The sequence below is a fragment of the Bradyrhizobium sp. B025 genome, from assembly GCF_042257955.1.
Lineage (GTDB): Bacteria > Pseudomonadota > Alphaproteobacteria > Rhizobiales > Xanthobacteraceae > Bradyrhizobium > Bradyrhizobium diazoefficiens.
In genome coordinates this window covers 3,085,887-3,105,937 of record NZ_CP170150.1, presented here as the reverse complement: position 1 = coordinate 3,105,937, position 20,051 = coordinate 3,085,887, and the positions used below count along the sequence as shown (strand labels likewise).

At 63.1% G+C, this 20,051-nt stretch carries 21 protein-coding genes and 2 pseudogenes; 8 read left to right on the top strand and 15 right to left on the bottom strand.

All coding sequences use genetic code 11. The features are described 5' to 3' along the window. Window positions 1-86: 86 nt before the first annotated feature. From ACE10W_RS14245 to ACE10W_RS14235, 3 genes are read left to right on the top strand one after another with little or no spacing between them, the layout of a single operon-like run. The gene (locus ACE10W_RS14245) at window positions 87-1,775 is read left to right on the top strand and encodes an aspartate:alanine exchanger family transporter (RefSeq protein ID WP_011086255.1); all 1,689 of its coding nucleotides are present in this window, start codon (window positions 87-89) and stop codon (window positions 1,773-1,775) included. Between the two features lie 11 nt (window positions 1,776-1,786). After that, window positions 1,787-2,680, top strand: a complete 894-nt coding sequence (locus tag ACE10W_RS14240; protein WP_304552282.1) for a S9 family peptidase — start codon at window positions 1,787-1,789, stop codon at window positions 2,678-2,680. A 30-nt stretch (window positions 2,681-2,710) separates the two neighbouring features. Continuing rightward, a complete protein-coding gene (locus ACE10W_RS14235) occupies window positions 2,711-3,289 on the top strand; it encodes an invasion associated locus B family protein (protein ID WP_028171962.1) in 579 nt (192 codons plus the stop codon). Window positions 3,290-3,310: 21 nt separating this feature from the next. Here the strand turns inward: ACE10W_RS14235 and ACE10W_RS14230 are convergent, their stop codons facing one another. Beyond that, window positions 3,311-3,817, bottom strand: coding sequence for a response regulator transcription factor (locus tag ACE10W_RS14230; protein WP_011086252.1), 507 nt, complete (start codon window positions 3,815-3,817; stop codon window positions 3,311-3,313). A gap of 46 nt (window positions 3,818-3,863) precedes the next feature. Further along, a complete protein-coding gene (locus tag ACE10W_RS14225) occupies window positions 3,864-4,496 on the bottom strand; it encodes a response regulator transcription factor (protein ID WP_162185827.1) in 633 nt (210 codons plus the stop codon). 326 nt (window positions 4,497-4,822) lie between these two features. Between ACE10W_RS14225 and ACE10W_RS14220 the strand changes: the two genes are divergently transcribed. Beyond that, the gene (locus ACE10W_RS14220) at window positions 4,823-5,506 is read left to right on the top strand and encodes a helix-turn-helix domain-containing protein (RefSeq protein ID WP_304552281.1); all 684 of its coding nucleotides are present in this window, start codon (window positions 4,823-4,825) and stop codon (window positions 5,504-5,506) included. 95 nt (window positions 5,507-5,601) lie between these two features. Here the strand turns inward: ACE10W_RS14220 and ACE10W_RS14215 are convergent, their stop codons facing one another. From ACE10W_RS14215 to ACE10W_RS14205, 3 genes and pseudogenes are all read right to left on the bottom strand, one after another. Continuing rightward, window positions 5,602-6,045: a potassium channel family protein gene (locus ACE10W_RS14215; RefSeq protein ID WP_304552278.1), complete on the bottom strand. Its 444-nt coding sequence runs from the start codon at window positions 6,043-6,045 to the stop codon at window positions 5,602-5,604. Window positions 6,046-6,105: 60 nt separating this feature from the next. Continuing rightward, on the bottom strand, window positions 6,106-6,456 hold the full coding sequence (locus ACE10W_RS14210) for a phasin (RefSeq protein WP_304552276.1): 351 nt from the start codon (window positions 6,454-6,456) through the stop codon (window positions 6,106-6,108). Window positions 6,457-6,473: 17 nt separating this feature from the next. Beyond that, window positions 6,474-6,599: pseudogene (locus ACE10W_RS14205) on the bottom strand (alpha/beta fold hydrolase); the annotation flags it as partial. 101 nt (window positions 6,600-6,700) lie between these two features. Between ACE10W_RS14205 and ACE10W_RS14200 the strand changes: the two are divergent. The 4 genes and pseudogenes from ACE10W_RS14200 to ACE10W_RS14185 all read left to right on the top strand — a co-directional run bounded on the left by ACE10W_RS14200 (window position 6,701) and on the right by ACE10W_RS14185 (window position 8,879). Continuing rightward, on the top strand, window positions 6,701-6,871 hold the full coding sequence (locus ACE10W_RS14200; RefSeq protein ID WP_304552275.1) for a hypothetical protein: 171 nt from the start codon (window positions 6,701-6,703) through the stop codon (window positions 6,869-6,871). Window positions 6,872-7,099: 228 nt separating this feature from the next. Beyond that, window positions 7,100-7,753, top strand: coding sequence for a CoA transferase subunit A (locus tag ACE10W_RS14195; protein WP_011086246.1), 654 nt, complete (start codon window positions 7,100-7,102; stop codon window positions 7,751-7,753). A 3-nt stretch (window positions 7,754-7,756) separates the two neighbouring features. Continuing rightward, on the top strand, window positions 7,757-8,407 hold the full coding sequence (locus ACE10W_RS14190; protein WP_161535528.1) for a 3-oxoacid CoA-transferase subunit B: 651 nt from the start codon (window positions 7,757-7,759) through the stop codon (window positions 8,405-8,407). A 13-nt stretch (window positions 8,408-8,420) separates the two neighbouring features. Beyond that, window positions 8,421-8,879, top strand: a pseudogene (locus tag ACE10W_RS14185) (MaoC family dehydratase). 29 nt (window positions 8,880-8,908) lie between these two features. Here the strand turns inward: ACE10W_RS14185 and fabI are convergent. From fabI to ACE10W_RS14135, 10 genes are all read right to left on the bottom strand, one after another. Next, window positions 8,909-9,697 (bottom strand): enoyl-ACP reductase FabI, encoded by a 789-nt coding sequence (gene fabI, locus ACE10W_RS14180; protein WP_011086243.1) that lies wholly within the window; start codon window positions 9,695-9,697, stop codon window positions 8,909-8,911. Further along, window positions 9,694-10,908 (bottom strand): acetate/propionate family kinase, encoded by a 1,215-nt coding sequence (locus tag ACE10W_RS14175; RefSeq protein WP_304552273.1) that lies wholly within the window; start codon window positions 10,906-10,908, stop codon window positions 9,694-9,696. Before ACE10W_RS14175 ends, fabI begins: the two co-directional genes overlap by 4 nt. A gap of 5 nt (window positions 10,909-10,913) precedes the next feature. Beyond that, window positions 10,914-11,876, bottom strand: coding sequence for a phosphate acetyltransferase (locus tag ACE10W_RS14170; RefSeq protein WP_304552272.1), 963 nt, complete (start codon window positions 11,874-11,876; stop codon window positions 10,914-10,916). A 29-nt stretch (window positions 11,877-11,905) separates the two neighbouring features. Then, the gene (locus tag ACE10W_RS14165) at window positions 11,906-14,125 is read right to left on the bottom strand and encodes a TerB family tellurite resistance protein (RefSeq protein ID WP_304552271.1); all 2,220 of its coding nucleotides are present in this window, start codon (window positions 14,123-14,125) and stop codon (window positions 11,906-11,908) included. 64 nt (window positions 14,126-14,189) lie between these two features. After that, window positions 14,190-15,281, bottom strand: a complete 1,092-nt coding sequence (locus ACE10W_RS14160) for an AI-2E family transporter (protein ID WP_028171974.1) — start codon at window positions 15,279-15,281, stop codon at window positions 14,190-14,192. Between the two features lie 152 nt (window positions 15,282-15,433). Further along, entirely contained in the window at window positions 15,434-16,933 is a 1,500-nt protein-coding gene (locus ACE10W_RS14155; protein WP_304552270.1) for a tripartite tricarboxylate transporter permease, read from the bottom strand. 12 nt (window positions 16,934-16,945) lie between these two features. Next, entirely contained in the window at window positions 16,946-17,413 is a 468-nt protein-coding gene (locus ACE10W_RS14150) for a tripartite tricarboxylate transporter TctB family protein (protein ID WP_028171976.1), read from the bottom strand. Beyond that, the gene (locus ACE10W_RS14145) at window positions 17,410-18,225 is read right to left on the bottom strand and encodes a carboxymuconolactone decarboxylase family protein (protein ID WP_304552269.1); all 816 of its coding nucleotides are present in this window, start codon (window positions 18,223-18,225) and stop codon (window positions 17,410-17,412) included. Before ACE10W_RS14145 ends, ACE10W_RS14150 begins: the two co-directional genes overlap by 4 nt. Before the next feature lie 13 nt (window positions 18,226-18,238). After that, window positions 18,239-19,012, bottom strand: a complete 774-nt coding sequence (locus ACE10W_RS14140) for an SDR family NAD(P)-dependent oxidoreductase (RefSeq protein WP_011086235.1) — start codon at window positions 19,010-19,012, stop codon at window positions 18,239-18,241. An 11-nt stretch (window positions 19,013-19,023) separates the two neighbouring features. Continuing rightward, window positions 19,024-20,049 carry an acyl-CoA dehydrogenase family protein gene (locus ACE10W_RS14135; protein ID WP_231166678.1) on the bottom strand — a complete coding sequence of 342 codons (1,026 nt, stop codon included), beginning with the start codon at window positions 20,047-20,049 and terminating at the stop codon, window positions 19,024-19,026. Window positions 20,050-20,051: the final 2 nt, after the last annotated feature.

Below are 20,051 nucleotides of genomic sequence, written 5' to 3'. Positions count from 1 at the left end.
TGGCTTGGGCTTGATCTAAATCAAGCAGTCGCCCGGTTCCCGGGCGCGAATTCGACGGCAATCGTTGCGCCCGGGAATTTGCGATCATGGACACTGTCAGGTGGATCATTTCCACCGCTCCGGAGATCTTCCTGCTGCTTGCGGTTGCCATCGGCACCATGCTTGGACGCCTCAAGATCCACGGCTTCGCGATCGGCACCACGGCCTGCATCCTGATCGTGTCCGTCCTGATCGGACAACTCGGCACCTTTACGTTCCCCGCGCTGCTGAGGATCGTGCTGTTCAGTCTCTTCGTATTCACGATCGGTTACAAATCCGGACCGGAGTTTTTCGCCTCGTTGAGTGTCCGCACCCTGGCCCAAGTTGCCATGGCGCTCGTGCTCGGCGGGACTGGTCTCGTGATCGTGCTGGCCTTTGCGTTCGCCCTCAAGCTCGATCCCGGCACGGCATCCGGGCTTGCGGCTGGCGCGCTGACGCAGTCTTCCGTGATCGGCACGGCCTCGGGCGCGCTGGCGCAGCTCGGATTGCCGAAGACCGTGCTGGAGCAACAGGAAGCGAATATCGCAGCGGGATATGCCGTCACCTATGTGCTCGGCTACATTCTGACACTGCTCTACGTCCCCTTCGCGGCGCCGAAACTGATGGGGGTCAATCTCAAGGACGAGGCGAAAAAGCTGGAGGTCGAGCTTTCAGGTGGCGCGCCGCCGAAGACCGAGAACCTATCCTATCGCAAGTTCCAGGCTCGCGCCTATCGCGTCACGGCTGCGGCCGGCCGAACCGTCAAGGCGATCGAGGAGGACATCGGCAGCCGCACGGTGATCGAACGGATCGTGCGCCAGGGCGCCGATATCGAACCGCGTCTGGACACCGTGCTCGAGGCTGGCGACGACATCGTCATCGCCGGTCGAACTGCCGCCATTGTCGCCGCCAAGCCGATCATCGGCACCGAGATCGATGCCGACGAGATCCTGAAGGCGATCCCCGGCAATGTGCTTGACGTGCTGGTGGACAACCGCAACCTCCACGGCCGATCCATCCGGGATGTGGCCGATCGCATCGGCGGCGATGCACGCGGTGTGTTTTTGCGCGCCCTGACGCGGCATGGGCGCGAAGCCCCGCTGAGCGCGGACACGCGTGTCTATGTCGGTGACGTCATGACGCTGGTCGGCAGCACCCGCAACATCGAGCGCGCGGCGAAGCAGGTCGGGCAGATCGTGCGCTCCGGCGACCGTACTGACATTGCCTTCCTTGCGGCGGGTATTGCCGCCGGGCTGCTGGCCGGGCTCGTCAGCTTCAAGGTCGGCGGCATCGCGCTGACGCTCGGCGGCGGTGGCGGCGCACTGATCGCGGGTCTCCTCTGTGGCTGGCTGCGCTCGCGCCGGCCGACGATGGGCGCAATGCCGCCGGCCGCGCAGCAGACGCTGAGCGATCTCGGCCTCGGTGGATTCATCGCGGCGATCGGCCTGGCCAACGGTCACGCCGCCTGGGTCGCGATCCAGGCGCACGGCCTGTTGCTGGTCGGCATGGGCCTCGTGGTCACACTGGTGCCGCTGGTCGTCGCGACGCTGTTTGCCTATCACGTCCTGCGCATGAACCCGGTCATCACCTGTGGAGCCCTCGCCGGCGCCATGACGGTCGATGCAGCCGTGACCGGGGCTTGCGAGATCGCCGAGAGCCAGACGCCGGTGCTCGGCGTTGCCGTGCCTTACGCCGTCGGCAATGTGGTTCTGACCGTGCTCGGGCCGATTATCGTAGCCTGCACCTTTGTTGGCTGAGGGAGGACGAAATGCAGCCACGGACATGGATCCAGCCGCTACTGGTGGTCGTGCAGCTGCTTGCGTCCTCCTTGATTGCACCGTCATGGGCCGACAATGAGGCCGCGTCGCGCCGCATCCAGGAGGAAGTGTGGGCATTGCCGTTACCGTTGCCGATGTTCGCCTACGTCGTTCGACCCGTCGGCGATGGCCCGTTCCCGCTCGCAATCATGAACCACGGCGTATCGCTCGACCCTAGACAGCGCAGCTTCTTTCCACTCGTCGAGTTCCGCGACGCGGCGAAATGGTTCGCAAGGCGCGGCCACTTCGTGGTCGCTCCCCTCGGCACCGGTTACGGCGCCTCAGCCATCGATATTCCCGAACGCGGACTCTATGGACCGTTCTTTTCCAAGGTCGGCAAGTGCTCCAATCCCAATTTCCATGACGCCGGCCTCGCGGTGGCACAGGTCGACCTCTGGATCATCGATTTCCTGGCTGCCGAAAAACGCATCACACCGAAGGATGTCGTCGTTGTCGGTCAGTCTGCGGGCGGCTGGGCATCCATCGCGCTTTCCAGCATGAACCCGCCGCAGATCGGAGCGATCATCACCTTTGCCGCTGGCCGCGGTGGGCGTGTCGGCGGCAAGCCGAACAATAATTGCGCCCCGGATAAACTGGTCGAGGCGACGATGGATTTCGGTCGCACCTCCCGGGTGCCGATGCTGTGGATCTATATCGAAAATGACACGTTCTTCGGCCCCGCGTTGTCGAAGCGGATGCATGAGGCCTTCACCTCGGCCGGGGGCAAGGCGCAATACCATCTGGTTCCGCCGTTCGGCGATGAGGGGCATTTCTTCGTCGGCTCGCCGGATGCCATTCCGATCTGGTCGCCACTCGTGAGCAGATTTCTCGACGAGATCAAATAGACGACGCGCTCGATTTCCGGAGGCGACACAATGGCACGCTCACATCGTCAATCCATCCGGATGACACGCAATCACGCGACCGCGCAGTTCGCGCTTCTGCTGCTCGTCGCCACCACCACCATGCCGGCCTCCGCCGAGATTTCACCGCGGGGGCAGCGCATGGCGAATGATATCAAATACGGCGACTGGCGAAAACTATGCTTCAAGCCGGGCGGCGCCAAGACCGTGTGCCGGACCTCGATCACCGGCACGTTCGACACGGGGCAGACGGCGGTTCGGTTGGACTTGATCGAACGTGAGGGCGACCGCACGGCACGGCTCCAGATGTTCGTGCCGGTCGGCATGTTTGTCCAGGTGCCCGTCAAGCTCACGGTCGACAAAGGCAACACCTATGCCGTACCGTACACATGGTGCCTGAACAACGCCTGCATAGCCGCCGATGTGGCAAAACCCGGCCTGATAAGGGAGATGGAAACGGGCAAGACGCTCGCGCTGGAGGTTGTCGACCCCAACATGCTGTCGGTTACCGCCTCCCTGCCACTTGCTCAGTTCGCATCTGCTCACAAGGGGCCGCCGGCCCAAACGTTCGACCAGCAGATCGACGAATAGCGCGCAGCTGACTTGTCCAGCCTAGCTGCCCCAGGCTCTCTCCACACTCTCGATGAGCGAGGCCGCGGCAAAGGGCTTGGTCAAATAGGCGATGCATCCCGATGCAATTGCCGCCGCGCGGCTTTCGTGAGTGTCGTTGCCGGTGACAAAGACAATCGGAACCTGGACCTGCTGTTCCGCAAGCCAGCGTCGCAAATCAATTCCAGATTCTCCATCCAGATTGATATCCAGAATGATACAGAATGCCTGCTGAAAGTTGTCATGATTTACCAGCGCCTCGGCGGATTCGAACAGCTTTGCCTCGAAGCCGTGCTCCTGCAGCAGCCGCTTCATGCTCCTGCGCATGGAAGGGTCATCATCGACAACGAAAATGGACTTGCGGCGCTGCAAGTGGCTCAACTCCATACAGGGAAAGCTTGGCAGAACACGATGGACTTGCGTGAACGCGTCAAGCGCCTCGCGGTTCTTCGTCTCCCGGGGAGCCAACACGTCGGCTTGTTGAAATACCCCTCTCAGGGAGATTTCCATTGACCTTTGGTGCAAGTCACAGGGGAACCTGCGAATTAGTTATCGCCTAGCCGTGTGAGCCGCTCTCGGGATCCAGCATACCAAGCAGCTGCGCCGTTGAAACCAGTTCCGCGAGCGAGCTCACCTGCATCTTCTCCATCACCTGGTGTCGATGTGCTTTGACCGTGCGTTCGGTCGTTCCCAATTCATACGCGATCTGCTTGTTGATCTTCCCACGCACAATGAGGTCAAACACCTGCCGCTCGCGTGGCGTCAGCGACGCGACATGAGCGCGACGCGAATCGAGCCGGCTGCGCAGCCCGCGCGCGGTCTCCTGTTGTGACAAGGCCCGCTCGATCGCTTCAATCAGTTGCCCCGACGATACCGGCTTGGTCAAGAAATCCTCGGCGCCGGCCTTGATCGCCCGCACAGTCGTCGCGGTATCGGCGTGTCCGGTGAGAAACACGATCGGGACGGTCGATCCAAGCTCACTAAGACGTTTCTGTAGATCCGGTCCGCTCAGGCCCGGCATCTGCACATCGAGGAGGATGCAGCTCGGCAGCTCATCGCGGGGCAGATGATCGAGCAGGTCCTGCGAGGATGCATAGGTCGCGACGTCGTAGCCCGCAAGTTTAAGCCGACGCTCGATCGCTGTTCGAAACGAGGCATCGTCGTCGACCACGTGAACAAGGCCGGGCAATGGACCCTCTCTGCTTCCTGCAATCTGCTTTAACCGCTTACCTAACACCTGGATGGGCTAGAGCTCTAGCCATTCCGTTAATGCCGAAGGTTTCGCAGGCCGGAGTCTGTGGCGCGAAGCTTGATCCGACGCAGGAGCCCGCTCTTCTCATTCCGCGCACCCATCCCACCGACCTGTCCCTTGGTACAATGAACCATGAGACAATGGTGCAGAATACGGCGTTAGTCGTAAATCGGCCCGAGCGGGGTGCGACATCGGCGGCACATTTCCGTGGCGAAATATCAGCCTGGCAGACCAATTCAGCGATTAGTTGAGGAGTTGGGCCTATGTTCGTTCGCATCACGACAGACGCGTCTCCCCGCCCCAATTCGCTCAAAGACCTCGGCATGACGAGCGAGTCAAATCCAATCGTCAGTTTAAACGAATTTACATATAAAAAGGGCACGGAGATCTACGGCGAAAAGGAACCCGCAGATTACGTCTACCAGGTCAAGTCTGGTGCAGTGCGAAGCTATAAGCTCCTGTCGGACGGTCGCCGCCAGATCGGCGCTTTCCACCTCGCCGGAGACATTTTCGGACTTGAGAACGGCAACGAGCATCGGTTCACCGCCGAGGCGATCGTGGACACCACCGTCCGGCTGATCAAGCGGCAAAGCCTGGAACTGGTGGCGGAGAGCGACGCGATGGTCGCGCGCAACTTGCTCAGCATGACGACGAGCAATTTGCAGCACGCAGAGGATCACATGCTCCTGCTCGGCCGGAAGACGTCGCTGGAGCGCGTCGCCGCTTTCCTGCTCGAAATGGACAAGCGGCTCTCCGGGGTCCATGTCATGGCACTTCCGATGTCCCGGCGTGATATTGCCGATTACCTCGGCTTGACGCTGGAGACCGTCTCGCGGGCGATATCGCACCTTCATGATCTCGGCGTCCTCGGCTTCATCGGCAATACCCAGCGCCAGATCGTGCTGCTCAACCGGCAGCAGCTCGCCAGTCTCGACCTGCAACACTGAGCGTCTGAAAGCGAGCGCTGCCAGTCGCGCTCATAGCCATTGTTCATCTTCCGGGATGAGTTCGCTTTTACCGACTGCCATTCGTCAGCATCAGATCACCTGGCGTCCGATAGCCTCGTCACTCCGAGATCGTCGAGCGTCTTGCGCAAGACCTCGAACAGGACCGCGGTCGACCAGCCGAACATCAAGATGCCGTTCATCGCGGTCATTGGACCCGTCAGCCGCCATGCCTGTATCGGCGTGATGTCGCCGTAGCCCAGCGTGGTGTAGTTGACGAAGGCGAAATAGATCAGGTCGCTGCCGGCAGGCGCGGCACCGAGCGTGGCATAGGCCAGCGCCCAGACCAGGACCTCCATCGTGTGCGCCACCATCAGCGTCGATGCTGTTGCGACCATGACGGCCATCAGATGCAGCCGCGGCCGCGCAGCATATCGCAGCCCGGCCGTGCGGGCGATGCCGATGGCTCCCACGGTCACCAGGGCGTGGATCATGATGTTGATGACGCTGACGATCGCGCCGACAAGGAATTGAACCGCCATTGTGCTCGCATGGGCAGGGCGGACGGCTTTTCATCGCCTCACGCCTGGGTTTCAGTCCATTCAGCTTTTCGGCGTGAACGCGCCCGTCGCCGCCTTCATCGCGGACTCGCCCATGCTCCTGGCCTGATCGGTCAGGGCCTGCATCTGCCCCTGAAAGAATTCGGACTGAAGCTTGAGCGCGTCCTGAACGTCCTTGGCTTGAACGAGCTTGTCGCCAAAGTCGAACGTCGCGCTGGCATTGCGCTGCATGAAACTGCAAAACTGCTTGGCCTGGTCCGCGATCGGTAGCGGCGAGGAACTGAGCCCCTTCTCCAGCAGCTCAAAATACTCCGCATTGGCCTTTCGCAACCGCACGAGCGCTTCGGTGAGCATCCCGCGGATGTTCTCGGCGGATGGGTTGATCTCTGCCATGACGTTACTCCCTGTGGTTATGCCGCAAGCCCCCCGAACCAGGCGCCGAAATAGCCGGCGTAGAGGGCCGGCACTTCCAGGTTCATCGAATGTCCGATGTTTGGGACGACCACGAGCCGACAATCCGGCATCGCCTCGGCCATGGCTAGGGAGCTCGACCGGGGGAGGCTTGATCTAACTCAATGGAATTCGTTGGCGGAGCTTCAAAACACCTTTGCGGTTTCCGGGGATAACCAATCTACCTTTGGCCCTGCCGATCGATCTTGCGACGCTGGCCCACGCCGTTCACGCCGGAATCCGCCCGGCCTCCCTGCTGCCGCCAGGCGCCAATACGAACGATGCCTTCGTGTCGGCATTGCGCCGCATCGAATTCGGGAGCGGCCGGCTGCTGCAGGCGCAAATTTTCTCTTCCTGAAGGGCGAGAGCCTTGTGCCGTTTCGCGACGCCGTCAACGCGGCGCTTGAGCGGCGCCACGCGGAAGTCCGAAGACTATGGGCAGAAGCCCTTGAGAGCATAGGCATCACTACCCGGCGTGGGAACGATGAGAAGCCTTGACGCAGATCAAAGGAGCGTGCCGACCGCTCGCCAACATCGTCTCACCGTCGCCTTCCTTTGATCGCCTTTGCTGACTGGAGTTCCCATCATGAGGGCCGTTTCCGTCGAAGAAGCCGTCGCGATGATCCCGTCCGGTGCGAGCATCATGGTCGGCGGCTTCATGGGCGTCGGAACGCCGGAGCGCCTGCTCGACGAGGTTGTGCGACAACACAAGACCGGTCTCTCGGTCATCAGCAACGACGCGGCGACGCCCGGAAAAGGTGTCGGCAAGCTGTTCGACGCGGCTCTCGTCTCGCGCCTCATTGCGACCCATATCGGCCTCAATCCGAAGGCGCAGCAGCAGATGCTGGCCAATCAGATCGCCGTCGATCTCATTCCGCAGGGCACCTTCGCCGAGCGCATTCGCGCAGGCGGGTGCGGCCTCGGCGGTGTGCTCACACCGACAGGCGTGGGCACCCTGGTCGCCGAAGGCAAGCGCCAGATCGAGATCGACGGCAGGCCATTCCTGCTCGAGACCGCGCTGCGGGCGCAGTTCGCCCTGGTCCACGCCTTTCTCGCCGACTATCTCGGCAACCTCTCCTACGCGCTCACGGCACGCAACTTCAATCCGGTCATGGCGATGGCGGCCGACACCGTGATCGTGACAGCGGAGCACATCGTGCCCGTCGGCGTCATCGCACCCGACCACGTGCTGACACCGGCGCCGCTCGTCGACTACCTCATTACGAACCCGAACGGGTGAAACATGGACGCACAGGAGATCATCGCGAGGCGCGTCGCGCAGGAGCTTCATTCCGGCGACCTCGTGAATCTGGGGATCGGCATCCCAACGCTGGTCGCCAACTACGTTTCGCCTGATCTCAAGGTGTTCTTTCAGTCGGAAAACGGTTTGATCGGCACCGGACCAATCCCCGAGCAGGGGTTGAGCCACCCCCTGCTGACGGACGCGGGCGGGCGCCCGATCAGTGCGCTGCCAGGTGCCAGCACATTCGACAGCGCGATGTCGTTCGGGTTTATCCGCGGCGGCCATGTCGACGTCAGCGTCCTCGGCGGCCTGCAAGTCGATGCGCTGGGCCATCTCGCCAACTGGATGATCCCCGGCAAGATGGTGCCGGGCATGGGCGGGGCCATGGATCTCGTCAGCGGCGCCAGGCGGGTCATCGTCGCCATGCAGCACGCGGCGAAGGGCAAGTCCAAGATCGTCGCCAAATGCTCTCTGCCCCTGACATCGGCGCGACCGGTGCACCTGGTCGTGACCGACATGGCCGTGATCGCGTTCCCAGACGGCAGGGCCACCCTGCTGGAGACCGCGCCCGGCATCAGTGTCGGCGAGGTCATGGCGGTGACCGACGCCGAACTTGTCGTACACGACAAGATCCCGGAAATGAAGATCTGAGCAGGTGACCGGCATGCGGATATTCAGCGACTTCAGCGAAATCAAATCTGCCGTCGGCGCCGAGATCGGCGTCAGCGACTGGGTCGAGGTGACGCAGGATCGCATCAACCAGTTTGCCGAGGCGACCTGCGACCAGTAGTGGATCCATGTCGATCAGGAGCGCGCCAGGAAGGAATCGCCCGGCGGCACCACCATCGCCCACGGCCTGTTGTCGCTTGCACTCGCACCGCTCTTCATTCGATCGGTGATGGGCCTCAAGGGCCTACGCAACACCCTGAATTACGGCGCAGACCGGATAAGATATCTGGCACCGGTGCCAGCGGGCTCGAAGCTGCGCGGCCGTGTCACCGTCGCCGAGGCCGAGGACGTTCCACCCGACGGCCTGCGCGTGAACTACCATCTCGTGATCGAGATCGAAGGCGGCAAGAAGCCGGCCTGCGTCGCCGAGCTGATCGCACTGCACTATCGCTGAGCGGCGCACGAGGCGCCCGTCGTTTTCGTTCAGTCAATGATGTGATATCCACCGTCGATATAGAGCACGCCACCGGTGATCAGCTTGGCTCCGTCGAGTGCCAGAAACGCCGTGGCATTGCCGACATCGTCGATGCTGACGAGGCTGCGCGCCGGCGCCTTCGATTGAGCCTTGTCCATCAGCTCGTCGAACTCCGGGATGCCCGACGCCGCGCGGGTGGCGAGCGGTCCCGGCGAGATCGCGTGCACGCGGATGCCCTTCGGCCCCAATTCGGCGGCGGCATAGCGAACGGCTGCTTCAAGCGCCGCCTTGGCCACGCCCATGATGTTGTAGTTCTCCACGACCATCTGGCTGCCATAGTACGTCATGGTGAACATCGTGCCGCCGTTCTTCATCAGCGGCTCGGCGAGATGCGCCATGCGCAGGAACGACCAGCAGGAGACGTCCATCGTCTTCAGGAATCCGTCGCGGCCGACATCCACCACGCGGCCGTGCAGCGCCTCCTTCGGCGAGAAAGCGATCGAGTGCAGCAGGAAATCGAGCTGGCCCCATTCCTTCCCGATCCGCTCGAACACGGCCTCGGTCTGCCCCTCCACCATGACGTCGAGCGGCATGAAGATCGGTGCCTCCAGCGCCTGCGCGAGCGGTTCGACGTGCTTTTTGGCGCGGTCGTTCAGATAGGTGACGGCGAGTTCAGCCCCGAGCCCGCGAAACGCCCTGGCGCATCCCCAGGCGATGGACTGGTCGTTGGCGACACCGACGATGAGGCCTTTTTTCCCCTTCAGGGCAACCTTGGTATCCGGGAACACGGGAATCATGACACCCTCTCTTGTCTGGGGTTGGTCGATGGCGTGTTGACCAGCAGCGCCAGCGTATGCTGTGCGATCATCAGTTCCTCGTCGGTCGGCACGACATAGACGGGAATGAGACTGTCGGGACGCGATATTAGCCGCGCGTTGCGGGAATTTTCGGTCGGATCCAGCTTGACACCGAACCAACCGAGCTGCTCGGCCACGCGGGCGCGTATGCTCGCGGAATTCTCGCCGATGCCGGCGGTGAAGACGAAGGCATCCAGGCCCTGCAACGCAGCCGCAAGCATCCCGGCGTTGAGGCCGATCCGATACACGAAATAGTCGATCGCCAGTTTCGCCTTGGCATCCTGGCTGGCCTCGAGCTCCCGCATATCGTTGCTGACGCCGGACAGTCCCTTCAGTCCACAGTCGCGATAGAGGAAGTTCTGCACGTTCGATGCCGACATCCCCCTTTCCGAGATCAGATAGAGCACGACCCCGGGATCGATCTGGCCGGGGCGCGTTCCCATCGGAAGCCCGTCCAGCGCCGTGAAGCCCATGGTACTTTCGACGCTCTGTCCTCCCTTCAGCGCGCACATCGAGGCGCCGCTACCGAGATGGGCGACGATCACCCTGCCCTTCGCAACGCCGGGCGCGGTCTGCGGCAGGGTCTTCGCGATGTATTCGTAGGACAGCCCGTGAAAACCGTAGCGCCGCACGCCCTCGGCGTGAAGCTGATGCGGGATCGCATAGTGATCTGCAACTGCACTATGCGTGCGGTGAAATGCGGTGTCGAAGCAGGCGACCTGCGGCAAGGTCGGGAAGCCCGCGAGGATCGAGCGGATCGGCGACAGGTTGTGCGGTTGGTGCAGCGGTGCGAGGCTGACGAACCGTTCCAGGCGGGCGACGACGCCGTGGTCGATCAGCACCGGCCGGTCATACTCGGGACCGCCATGCACGACACGATGTCCGACGGCGATGGGGTGAATACGAAGCTCGTCCCGCAACCATTCCCCGGCGACGCCCATCGCGGCCGGAACATCGGGGACCGTCTCGATCGGGTAGGCGCGGTCGGCGAGCGGATCGCCATTCGCGCCGCTCGCCCTCAACCGTGGGCGGCTGCCGATGCCGTCCATCTGGCCCTTGAGCTGCCGCCGCAGCCTGCCCTCTCCCTCGACCGAAAAGACCTGGAACTTGACGCTCGAGGAGCCCGCGTTGACGACGAGGATCGTATCCATGATGGTCACGCAGCAACTGTCGGGGCGTGTTGACGCCGGGCATTGGCATAGAGCGACGCCACCGCGCAGGATGCCATGCGCGCCCGCGGCGAGTCCGCCCGTGACGTCAGCACGACGGGCACCCGGGCGCCGAGCACGATGCCGGCGCCGTCGGCCTTGGCAAAGTAGGCCAGATTTTTTGCCAGCATATTGCCCGATTCGAGGTCGGGAACGACGAGGATCTGAGCCCGGCCGGCGACCTCGGACTTGATGCCCTTGATGCGCGCGGCTTCGGGATCAATGGCATTGTCGAACGCGAGCGGGCCGTCGAGCACGCCGCCGGTGATCTGCCCGCGATCAGCCATCTTGCAGAGCGCGGCCGCCTCGATCGTCGAGGGAATCTTGGACGTCACGGTCTCCACCGCCGAAAGGATTGCCACCCGCGGCGTCTTGCCGAATCCGGCCTCGTTGTAGAGATCGATGGCGTTCTGGATGATGTCGCGCTTGGCGTCGAGATCGGGAAAGATGTTGATCGCGGCATCCGTCACAAGCAGGGTTTCGGCATAGGCGGGCACGTCCATCACGAACACATGGCTGATACGGCGTTCGGTGCGCAGGCCGCCGACTTTTGCAGTCACCGCGCGCATCAACTCGTCGGTGTGAAGACTGCCCTTCATGAGCATTTCGCCCTTGGCTGCGTGGATCAGCTCGACACCTTTGGCGGCTGCCTCTTCGCTATGTACGGCGTTGACGATCTCGAAGCCGGAGATGTCGAGGCCACACCTGCGCGCGAGATCGCCGATCTTGCTCGCGGGCCCGACCAGAATCGGCCGGATGATGCCGGCCTCAGCACTCTCAACGGCGCCGCGCAGCGAGGTTTCATCGCAAGGATGCACCACGACAGTCGGAACCGGCGGCACCGCCTTTGCTGCCGCAATTAACCGGTCATACTTGCTAGGAGACTGCGTTTGCCTTCCTTCGGTTGACATGATCTCGCTCCCAATCCCTCCAGACAGACCTACGATGCCTTCGCCTTTGGATCGAAAGGGGCGACGTTCGATTCCCCTTCACCTGTATCGACGCCGAACAACGTGGCGACGCGCCGCAGGCGACTTGCGCGTTCCCCCGCGATCTCGCCGCTTGCGGAGAGCACCTCGCGTATCGCCGCGAAGGCCGCACGCCGCTGGTTGACATCCTCGGGCAACAGCTTCTGAATGGCTGCCAAGGCACCTTCCCGATCGATCAGCAGCATGAAGAACTGCTCGCGGACCAGCATCTTAAACTCCGGAAGCGTCATTCGCTGTCCACTGTAGTCGCGACGGATCCGGCGCAGCGCCTCAATGCTACGCTCGTCAACCATTCCCCGCGCCGACCCGATGTAAAGCAGACTGCGAATGGCCGCCTCGCGCAGGCCGCCCTCGCCGATCCCGGATTTCAGCTGCGCGACCCGCTTCTCCAGCATGGCGCGATGCTCGGCTGACATTTCGCGCCGGCGCGACGGCTCGGACTTCGGATCGATCCCGAGCGCAGTCTGCACCGCCGGCGAGCCATAGAGGTTGAGAAAGATCGCTTCGCTCAATGCCTCCTGTGCGTCACGCCAGCTGTCGAGTGCGTGAACGATCTGCTTGGACATCTGCTCCTGAAACGCAAGGAACGGATTGTCTTGGGCGACCGGCTTGCGATTGTCCTCGATGTCCTCCGCGGCCGACTTCACCGCCGTCATCCACGGATTTTGGCTGCTGAGCGCCTCGTACTGCAGCCGCAGGGGATGCAGGTTGCGCATCGTCTCTGCCATCTGCGGCGTGACCAGCGTCTTGATCCAGGGCTGCACGAACTTCTGGTAGGCGGCAAGGTTAAGCTCCGAGACGCGTTTGGCGGCAGCGAAGCGCCGCTCGTCCTCGGGCGAATTGCCACCCATGGCGCGGATGTCGTCGAGCGTCCGCGCCTCGCAGCGCATCACCCACTGGCCGACCACGAGATCGGAACTCGTTGTCTCCTCGCCCTTGGCCTCGAATGTCGCCTCATAGAGCCCCGGCGGCAGCACGTCGATCAGGTCGATGTTACTCGAGAACTCAGCGTGCTCTTTCTTGGCGACGCCGCCGGATACGAAGATACCGAGATGCCCAATGCTCTTGTGGACGGTATAGACGATCGTCTGCCCATAGGCCCTGATCTCATCGACGTCCGCATAGCAATCCAGAATCCAGTCCAGCGCCTGTTGCGGCGGCGTGACGTTGTCGCCCTCCGAGCAGAACACCACGATCGGCGACTGAATATTGCGCAAATCCACCCTGCGGCCGTCGGACATCTCGATCTTGCCGGCGGCGAGATTATTGCCGATGAAGAGCTCGTCGACGATGAACTGGATTTCCTCGGCATTCAGGTTGACATGCCCGCCCCACCATCGCTCGAACTCGAGATAGCGGTTCGCCTCGGTATCGACCTTGGAATAGACGTTGTACTGCTTGGTCCACAGGGTGTTCGATGGATTCTGGTTCTCGAAGTTCTGCACCAGCCAGGCACCGTCGAACTTTCCGGCGCCGAGATCGCTGGTCAGCGCGGTGAGCCAGCTTCCACCCAAAAGGCCGCCGGAATAACGCATCGGATACTTGCCGTGCACGCCCGCCCAATAGGCAAGCGGCGCCCCCGCGACGATCAGCGGCCCGAACAGTTCCGGCCGCAGTGACGCCAGGATCATGACGGCCCAGCCGGCCTGACAATTGCCGATCACGCAAGGCTTTCCGTCCGCGTCCGGATGACGGCTGATGACCTTTTCGATGAAAATGGCTTCGGCGCGCGCGATGCGTTCGATGGTCTGACCGGGCATCGGCTCCGGCAGGAAGCCGATGAAGTAACAGGGATGCCCGGCCTTCATCGCGACGCCGATCTCGCTATCGGCCTTGAAGCCGCCGATGCCCGGGCCATGGCCCGCGCGCGGATCGATCACGACAAACGGCCGTCGCTTGAGATCAATCTCCACGTCCTTGGGCGGGATGATACGGACCAGCGCGTAGTTGACCGGCTCGTCCAGCTTGCGGCCGTCCATAATCAGTTCCGCAGCGTATTGCAGGACATGCGGCGCCGTCTGTGCAACGTGCTCCCGGTATTGATCGCCGCGCTGGCGCATGATGTCCAGGAACAGCACACTTCGCTGGCTCGCGTCGACCATGTATTCCACGGCCGAAGCCACAAGTCCGGACAAGGGGCCGCCCGGCAGGTTGGGATTTTCCATTGACATGTTCCGACCTCGTCGTCGCCCGACGTCATCCAAGGCGCTCCGAGGCGTCCGACATTGATTTAGGTCAACGGTCGATGGTCGCCTGCGACGCCGCGCTGGCGCGATCGGTCCTGATCCAGGCCACGGTGAGCTCCCAAGCCACCGACAGGACAATAGGTCCGATGAAAAGGCCGACTATTCCGTGGCCCAGCGTTCCGCCGATCACGCCGATCAGGATGACGAGCGCCGGCGTCGTCAGGCCGCGTCCCATCACCAACGGTTTCAGTATGTTGTCGAGAATGCTGACGATTCCGAGGAACAATGTCAGCAGCACTGCGACAGTGACATCCTTGTCGGTCCAGATCCAGATCATCACGGGGAGCATGATGATGGCTCCGCCGATCTGCACGATGGAGAGCAACAGCACCAGGAGCGCAAGCAAGCCGGCGATCGGAATGCCCGCCAACTTGAAGCCGATACCGGCCAGCAGTGCCTGAACGACGGCGATGCCGATCACACCTTGGGCTACCGCACGGATCGTCGCGCCCGCGAGATCCAGGAAGTGCTCGCTCTGCTCGGGCACGATCCGCGACAGGAAGCTCCTGCCCGCCGCCACGAGCTGCGGTCCATAGGGAAACAGGCAGCCGGCGACGACGACGGACAGCAGGAACTTGATAGTGCCCACACCGGCATCGCCCGCGATGCCAAGGAGCGTACCCGCGAACGGCTTCAGATACGGCGCAATCCGTTGCACGACCGAACGGAGATTGGTCGAGGCTTGATCCCAGAACTCGTAGAGCGGCGTTCCGATCAGCGGCCAGGTCTTGATCGCTGCGGGCGGTGAAGGGATGACCAGATCGCCCGCGGCCAGCTCACCGGCGAAGTCCCTGATCCCGTCCACCGCACCGAGACCTAGCCAAGCCGCCGGCCCGATGACAATGGCGAGATTAATCGCGGTGAGAAGCCCCGCTGCGAGTTTCGCCCTGCCTCCCAGGATTTTGGCGAGCACGAGAAAGATCGGATTGAACGCAACTGCGAGCACGAGGGCCCAGACCAGAATCGTAACGAACGGGCGGATCAGATACAAAGTCCAGAAGATCAACAGAGCGAGCAATCCGAGCCTGATCACGAGCTGGATCACGTCCTCTCCGGTGAGAAGCTGGCGAAGTGTCTTCAAGGCCGTGTCCAGATCTAGTCCAAAGGCAGCGTAGTCGGCGCTTTAGCGTTGCGATCTTGATCTGGATCAAGTACCTGAGCGGATACGGCGATCTGATCGGCTGACGTCGGGCATGATCAGGGCGAACCTGCCTGCATGGGAATCGCGGTGTATCAATCCTGGAGCGCTTCCTCTCGCCGCGCCCGGATCGTCGGCAACATGATCAGGAGGATCGCGATGGCGGCCGCGGCCAGCAGGCTCGCCGAGAGCGGCGAAGTCAGCAGCACGGTGGCGTCGCCGCGCGAGAGCACCATGGCGCGGCGGAAATTCTCCTCGATGGCCGGACCCAGAACCAGGCCCAACAGCAGCGGCGCCGCCGGAAGTTGCAGCTTGATCAGAACGTAGCCGAACACACAGAACACGGCCGCCTCGTAGACCTCGAACGTTCCGCTGTTGATGGAATAGACGCCGATCGAGCAGAACACCATGATCGCGGGAAACAGATAGCGGTAGGGAATGGTGAGCAGCTTCACCCACAGCCCGACGAGCGGAAGATTGAGGATCAGCAGCATCAGATTGCCGACCCACATCGAGACGATCAGGCCCCAAAACAGGGTCGGATTCTTCGTCATCACCTCCGGACCCGGGTGGATGTTGTGAATGTTCATGGCGCCCACCATCAGGGCCATCACGACATTGGAGGGAACCCCGAGCGTCAGCAGCGGAATGAACGAGGTCTGGGCGCCGGCGTTGTTCGCGGACTCCGGGCCTGCAACGCCCTCGATGGCGCCCTTGCCGAACTGCTCGGGATGTCGCGACAGCTTCTTCTCCAGCGTATAGGATGCGAAGGACGAGAGCACGGCGCCGCCGCCGGGCAGGACTCCCAGCAGCGTGCCCAGCGCCGTGCCGCGCAGCATCGCCGGCACCATCCGACGGAAGTCGTCGCGGGTCGGAAACAGATTGGTGATCTTCTGGGTGACCAGCGACAGCTTGTCGTCCTGCTCGAGATTCTTGACGATCTCGGCGAAGCCGAAGATGCCCATCGCCAGCGGCACGAAATCGAGACCGTCGAAGAGCTGGGGAACGCCGAAGGCGAAACGCTGGCTGCCGCTGTTCAGGTCGGTGCCGACGAGACTCAAGAGCATGCCGAGCACGACCATGCCGATGCCCTCGATGAACGGCCCGCTCGACAGCACCGAGGCGAGGATCAGCCCCAGGATCATGAGCGCGAAGAATTCCTTCGGGCCGAACAGCAAGGCGGTCGCGGTCAGCGGGCCCGCAAGGGCCGCCAAGGCGAGCGTCGCGACGCATCCGGCGAAGAACGAGCCTATGGCAGCGGTCGCGAGCGCCACGCCGGCGCGCCCCTGCTTCGCCATCTGGTAGCCGTCGATCGTGGTCACGACCGACGAAGACTCCCCAGGCAGATTGACCACGATCGCCGTGGTCGAGCCGCCATACTGCGCGCCGTAATAGATCCCGGCGAGCATGATCAGCGCGGCGTCCGGTTGCAGCGCATAGGTGATCGGCAGCAGCATAGCGATGGTCGCGAGCGGGCCGAGGCCGGGAAGCACGCCGATCAAGGTACCGAGCAGGCAGCCGAGGAAGGCATAGAGCAGGTTGGCGGGCTGGGCTGCCGTCGCAAAGCCAATCGCCAGATTATGGAAGAGATCCATCGATCGGCTCGTTCAGTTGAGGAGAGACGGCCAGACGGGCAGTTGCAGCCCGAGACCGTAGACGAATACGGCCAGACACAGCGCGATGAGCACCGCAGCGTTCGCCAGCGCGCCCATCCAGGTGAACTCGGGGCTGGCCCGGCTCGACACCATGATCAGGACGAACAGGGCACCGACCAGACCGAGCGGAAACAGCAAGGCGCCGAACAGGATCACGGATCCGGTGATCCAGGCGAGCCCCTTGAGATCCCAATTGCGCAGCGCCTGCCCGTCCGCGGTCGGCTTCATGGCACTGAGGATCACGACCAGACCGATGGCCGCGAGCACGATTGCGAGCAGGCGCGGAAAATAACCCGGCCCCATTCGCGCGGCTGTCCCCGCGGGATAGTTCAGCGCCGCCACGAAGAAGAAGACCGCAAATGCGAGGAACAGAGCGCCGGACGCGAACGCCCTGTGGTTACGGATCGCCGATCCCTTCACTTCCGTCCTCCTCCCTCTCCCGGTCCCTTGCTCTCCTCGCCCGCACCTGCCTTCGAGGAGCGCTCGTCGAGGGCTTCCATCAGAACCGGTACGCCGATCGCGCAGGCATGGACGCCAAGATGTGCAGTCATCTGGAGAACCTGAAGGATCTCCCGCTGGCCGATGCCGAGCCGCAAAGCCCGCCTGATCTGCACCCGCAGTCCATGCGGATTGAGTGCCGTGAAGCATGCGTTCAATGCGAGCGAGATCAGACATTGCGAGCGCTGGTCGAGACCATCCCCGGCCTGCCCGCCCGCGAGGAGATCCAGCAAGACGGCGAAATAGCTGGGATCGCCCCGCAGCCATTGCTCGCAGAAATCGGGCCAATCCCCGAATTGCGCCACATAGGCATCCCGCAGCGCCGTCTGCTCATGCGTCAGTTCGGGATGACCGACCTGAAGCCCCGCGCTCGCCAATTCCTCGGCTAGGATGCCGATGCCGAGATTGCAGCCATCGAGCCCCTGAACCGTCGCGAGGCGAAACACGTCGATGATCTCCCGCGCCGACGCCCCCTCCTGAAGTGCAAGGCGAAGATGCAGCGCGAGGCCGGATCGGAACAGGTGCGTCGCCGATCCGTCGAGCGCGACGTAGATCAGCTCGCGCATCTTGGGCGACAGCGGTCCCTTCTCTGCGGCATAACCCGCATATTTTCCGTATGCGTCGAGAAACGCCGGATCGAGCCGCAGCAGCCCCTCCGTCCAGGGCCGCCAATAGCCCCGCGCCTTGACGTAGGCATCTTTCAGAACCTGCTGTTCCGGCGTCAGATCGGACATCGTAATGGTCCCGTCAGGCAATGTTCGTCAGGGTGATGCCGCCGTCGACGGTGAGCACCTGCGCCGAGATGAAGCCGCTCTCGTCACCGGCGAGGAAGCAGATGGCCTTGGCGATATCGTCGACCGTGCCGAGCCGCCCCAGCGGCGTTCTCGCGACGCGGCGTGCATCGAGTTCGGCGTTACGATTGCGCATCGTTCCTTCGGTCGGAATCGCCGAGGGCGCCACGGCGTTGACGCGGATGTTGCGCGCACCGAGCTCGGCTGCGGCAGCGCGCGTGATGCCCATGACGCCCGCCTTGATGCCGCTGTAGACGATGCTGTTCTTCGCCGAGATCAGGCCGGCCACCGAAGCGACGTTGACGATCGCGCCGCCGCGTTCCGCATCCATGACCTCGGCGGCGGCCTGGATACCCCACATCACCGCCTTGAAACCGATGTTGAGCATGCGTTCGACAGTCTCCGGCGCGATGTCCGCGACCGACTGATAGCGGACCCAGGCCGCGTTGTTGACGAGGATGTCGAAACGCCCCTGCTGCTCCGCCAATCCAAGCACCGCCTGCCGCATGCCGTCGCGGCTCGACACGTCCTGCGTGACGGCTACGGCCTTGCCGCCGGCCGCCTTGATCGCGTCCACCGTGCCATCGACGAATTCCGGCTTCAGGTCGTTGACACCGACGATCGCACCGCGTCCGGCGAGCCGAAGCGCAGTCGCACGGCCGATGCCGTTTCCGGCGCCGGTGACAAGTGCGACGCGCCCCGCGAGCGTCTGATCCCTGGTCTCGGTCATGGTCGTCTCCTTCATGCTTCCGCCTCGGCGAACGGTGCAACTTCCGATACGTAACGGCGGCCGAACGTGCTGATCAGGCCGCTGGCATCGCCCTGGGCCTGAAGCGTACGGATGCGGCGCAGATGGCGATGCACCGGCACATCCCATGTGAAGCCCATGCCGCCGTGAATCTGTAGCGCGCCCTCGCTGATCGAGCTGCCATAGGTCGCCGCGGCCAGGAACGCCGCATCACGCTGGACCGGACCGCCCCCCTCGGACAGGCAGCGCGTGATCGCGTGACGGATGCTTTCGAGCCCGAGCTTCTGGCGCGCCAAGGCATGCCGGATGGCCTGATTGTAGGACAGGGCGTGGCCGAACTGGCGGCGCGTCGACGCATGTTCCTGCGCGAGCGCCAGGCATGCTTCGGCGGATCCCAGGATAGCGGCGGCGCGGAGCACGTTGGCGTCCGAGTTGAGCAAATCCCATGTGCCAGCCGGCAGGACGGAGCCGATCGGGACTTCAACTTTCTGGAGCCGCACCACGTGCTCCGGCACGGTCAGATCGAGGCCGGCCGCTTCCTCCACCACAACGCCTTCGGCATCGGTCGGGATCAATGCAGCGGTGCCCGCGTTCATCCGTACCAGGATGTAGTCGACCTTCGCCGCGCAGGCCGCGCGCGCGACCGTGCCGCTCAGCACCTGCAACCCCCCTTCCCGTTCGGCGAGGGCCTCACCCTGCCAGGCGATCGTTGCCAATTTCTCGCCGGAAACGATCGCGGCGGCAAGACGCGTCAGCGACGACTGCAGCAGGCGACCGACGAGGATGGTCTCCAGGAGCGGAAATCCGAGCAATCCCGCATGAGCGGCCGCGATCACCGGCACCGCAAAGCCGAGCGGCAGGGCCAGCCCCCCGACCTCCTCATCCGCGATGACGCCGAGCAGACCGTCACCGGCGAGATTTTGCGCCTGTTCGCGAACAGCCAGGCCTGCACATGCGGTCACGGCGCGTGCCGCGGTTGCGGCGAACTCGTCGGGCTGAAGTCCTTCGGCCATGATCATCA